The 4,131-nt window shown below is 53.0% G+C and carries 2 protein-coding genes and 1 pseudogene; all 3 read right to left on the reverse strand.

The genetic code is table 11. The annotated features are described in order from the left end of the window. Positions 1-101 precede the first annotated feature (101 nt). Positions 102-548 (reverse strand): annotated as a pseudogene (locus AC5M9B_RS04605) (P-loop NTPase fold protein); the annotation flags it as partial. 266 nt (positions 549-814) lie between these two features. Next, the gene (gene mnmG / locus AC5M9B_RS04610; protein ID WP_070655565.1) at positions 815-2,710 is read right to left on the reverse strand and encodes a tRNA uridine-5-carboxymethylaminomethyl(34) synthesis enzyme MnmG; all 1,896 of its coding nucleotides are present in this window, start codon (positions 2,708-2,710) and stop codon (positions 815-817) included. Between the two features lie 427 nt (positions 2,711-3,137). Beyond that, positions 3,138-3,857, reverse strand: a complete 720-nt coding sequence (gene pyrH / locus AC5M9B_RS04615; RefSeq protein ID WP_070655609.1) for a UMP kinase — start codon at positions 3,855-3,857, stop codon at positions 3,138-3,140. Positions 3,858-4,131: the final 274 nt, after the last annotated feature.

A 4,131-nucleotide genomic window follows, 5' to 3' on the forward strand; every position in this document is an offset into this window, starting at 1 on the left:
GGGGCATTTGGGTAAAATCAGGAGTAATTAGGAGCGGAAATAGACGAAAACCTGTGTTTGGGTTTCGGCTGTCGGGGGAAGGGCTTTTTTGCAAAGGTCTCTATCTGTTGGAATTCTTCTACCAAATCGTCTGTATTTTGTTTTAGAACATGACCAACTGCTGCTTTAGCAACGGTTTTCATCACGAATCCTGCAGCTTTCGCGATTTCCTTGGTGAGATCTTTGCGTTGTTCAGACGGCTGCTTGCCAGTATCTTCAGGCGTACAGGCTTTGATGATTTTAGCAAACAATGCCAGCAGAGGCTCTCCGCTGTGGTCTGAACGGAAAGCGTCGATATAGACGGGCCGGTAATCGCGATGTTGCTCCTGCATGAGTTGAATCAGCTTTTGGCAAAATTTGGTTTTGCCCGTCCCCCAGCCGCCGTCGATGACCATCGGGGAAAGGTCGATGGACGAGGTAAGCAGCCTGATGATGTTTTCGGCTATCGGCTTACGGTTGAATTCGTCTTGTGTATCGAAAGTGGGGTTTTCTAAAGTTTGGGTTTCCATGCTATCCCTTTGTTTAATCATAAATTCAAATAAGAATACCTATGCCGTCATTCCCGCGTAGGCGGGAATCCAGACCTTAGCCATTCAGAAATGTTTAGAGATTACCGTAATTTTAAACTTCTGGATTCCCGCCTGCGCGGGAATGACGGCATAAGTATGTCTTGGTTTAATCATATGGATATGTTCTGATATTTAAAAGGCCGTCTGAAACCTGATTCTTGGTTTTCAGACGACCTTTCCACATTTTGCACCATCGGCAGACAAGCCTATTTCGCCCCTTTAAACCCGCGCTTCAAATGCACCATCAGCAATGCCACCGCCGCAGGGGTTACGCCGGAAATGCGGCTGGCTTGTCCGACGGTTTCAGGTTTGTGCTGGTTGAGCTTTTGCTGCACTTCGGCGGATAAGCCTTTGACTTTGCTGTAATCGATGTCGTCGGGCAGCTTTAAGGTTTCGATGTCGCGGCGGCTGTCGATTTCTTCGTTTTGGCGGTCGATATAGCCTTGGTATTTGACTTGGATTTCGACTTGTTCGATGACTTCGGCGGAGAGGTTTTCAGACGACCTTGCGCCTTCGAGCGTCATCAGTGCGGCGTAGTCGAGGTTCGGGCGGCGCAGGAGGTCGTGCAGGTTGGCTTCGCGGCTGAGTTTTTGTCCGAACACGCGGATTTGTTCGTCTTCGGCGAGTTTTTGCGGCGTGTACCACGTTGTTTTCAAACGTTGAATTTCGCGTTCGATGGCGTCGCGTTTTTCGTTGAACAGGCGCCATTGCGCTTCGGATACCAAGCCGATTTTGTGGCCGTCTTCGGTCAGGCGCATGTCGGCGTTGTCTTCCCTGAGTTGCAGACGGTATTCGGCGCGGCTGGTAAACATTCGGTAGGGTTCGTTCACGCCTTTGGTGATGAGGTCGTCCACCAATACGCCGAGATAGGCTTGTTCGCGTCGCAACAGGAGCGGGTCTTGTTCGCGGACGTATTGCACGGCGTTCGCACCTGCAAGCAGGCCTTGCGCGGCGGCTTCTTCGTAGCCGGTCGTGCCGTTGATTTGTCCGGCGAAAAAGAGGCCTTGAATGGTTTTGGTTTCGAGGCTGGCTTTGAGGTTGCGCGGGTCGAAGTAGTCGTATTCGATGGCGTAACCGGGGCGCAGGATATGGGCGTTTTCGAGGCCTTTCATGCTGCGCACGAGGGCGATTTGGATGTCAAACGGCAGGCTGGTGGAGATACCGTTAGGATAGTATTCGTGCGTGGTCAGGCCTTCGGGTTCGAGGAAAATCTGATGGCTGTCTTTGTCGGCGAATCGGTTGATTTTGTCTTCGATAGACGGACAATAACGCGGGCCAACGCCTTCGATTTTGCCGGTAAACATCGGGCTGCGGTCGAAGCCTGAGCGGATGATGTCGTGGGTTTGCGTGTTGGTATGCGTAATCCAGCAGGACACTTGGCGCGGGTGCATTTCGGCGCTGCCGCGCACGGACATTACGGGAACGGGTGTGTCGCCGGGCTGTTCGGTCAGTTGGGAGAAGTCAATCGTGCGTCCGTCAATACGCGGCGGCGTGCCGGTTTTCAGACGGCCTTGCGGCAAGTTCAATTCGCGCAAACGGCCGCCCAAGGATTTGGCGGCGGGGTCGCCCGCACGGCCGCCTTCGTAGTTTTCCAAACCGATGTGGATTTTGCCGGACAAAAACGTGCCGGCGGTCAACACGACGGCGCGTGCTTTAAACTCCACACCCATCGCGGTAACCACGCCGCTGATGCGTTCGCCGTCGAGGGTAACGTCGTCAACCGACTGCTGGAAGAGGTCGAGGTTTTCTTGGTTTTCCAGCATTTCGCGGATGGCGGCTTTATACAGGATGCGGTCCGCCTGCGCGCGCGTGGCACGCACTGCCGCTCCTTTGCTGGCGTTCAGGCGGCGGAACTGGATGCCGGATTTGTCGGTTGCCAACGCCATCGCGCCGCCGAGCGCGTCAAGTTCGCGCACGAGATGGCCTTTGCCGATGCCGCCGATGGAGGGGTTGCACGACATTTGTCCGAGCGTTTCGATGTTGTGTGTGAGCAAAAGCGTCTGCGCGCCCATGCGTGCGGCGGCGAGCGCGGCTTCCGTGCCTGCGTGGCCGCCGCCGACGACGATGACGTCGTAGGTTTTGGGGTAAATCATGTGGGTCATGTGTGTCAACGGGCCTAATGGTTTCAGACGACCTCTTTTCTCTGACGGAGGTCGTCTGAAAATATAATGAATTCAAAAATAAACGTGGGATTGTACGCTTTTTCGGGGGGATTTGACAGGTGGAAAGGGGCTTGCGGGTACGGGATGGGAAAAAGGTCGTCTGAAAATCCGGCCTCACCGAAATGAAAACGGATAAAACGGGTTTGACCAAATCTCAAATCCACAGTTTTTTAGAAGAATTTAGATGAATTTTGCAGGCAACGAATGCGTTACGTTGCCGCATGCAATCTTTGGATTTCCGACCATCCGTTACCATACATAGGGGAGAGGATATTGAGAAAAAAGAAGGTCGTCTGAAAACCAAGTTTCGGTTTTTCAGACGACCTTTTGCTTGATCAAATCACTTCAATGCATTGCCCGATGTAAATCAGCAATGAACCAGCGTGCCTTCGTCTTCGCCGATAACGACGCGTTTGAGCGAACCTTGTTTGGCGATGCCGAAGACGACGATGTTGAGTTTGCGTTCGCGGCAGAGGGCGAAGGCGGTCGCGTCCATGACTTTGAGGTTTTTGTTCAAAGCTTCGTCAAAGGTGATGGTTTCGTAGCGCGTAGCGGACGGGTCTTTTTTCGGGTCTGCGGTATAAACACCGTCCACGTTGGTGGCTTTGAGCATGACGTCGCAGTTCATTTCGGCTCCGCGCAGGGCGGCGGCGGTGTCGGTGGTGAAGAAGGGGTTGCCCGTACCGGCGGCGAAGATGACGACTTTGCCTTCTTCGAGGTATTGGATGGCTTTGGGGCGGGCGTAGGTTTCGGCGATTTGCTGCATGGAAAGCGCGGATTGTACGCGCGCTTTGATGCCGAGGGTTTCGAAAGCATCTTTGAGGGCAAGGGCGTTCATGACGGTCGCCATCATGCCCATGTAGTCTGCGGTGGCGCGGTCCATGCTGCCTGCTTGGGCGGATACGCCGCGGAAGATGTTGCCGCCGCCGACGACGATGCCGACTTGTACGCCCATTTTGACAACTTCGGCGATTTCACCGACGGTTTGGACGATGGTGTCGTGGTTGATGCCGAAAGGATCGGAACCCATCAGGGATTCGCCGGAGAGTTTCAGTAATACGCGTTTGTATTTGATTTGCTGTGTCATGGGATACCTTGCTTTCTTTGGGTGGATAGCGCCGATTATTCAGAGCGAACTGACCATTCATTCCAAATGCTCAGTTCACCCTGTGGCGCTGCTTCAATGCGGGGAAAGGGCGTTTGATTTTTCAGACGACTTTTCGGGATGTTTGGCTGACAGGGTAACGCGTTTTCCGTGGGTGTATGGGTTTGGATAAATTATTATGAGACCTTTGCAATAACATAGGTTACTAAAATTTTATGCTCAATCTCATTTTCAAAATTCAAAACCTTTCTGATTT

Source organism: Neisseria flava, assembly GCF_982712965.1.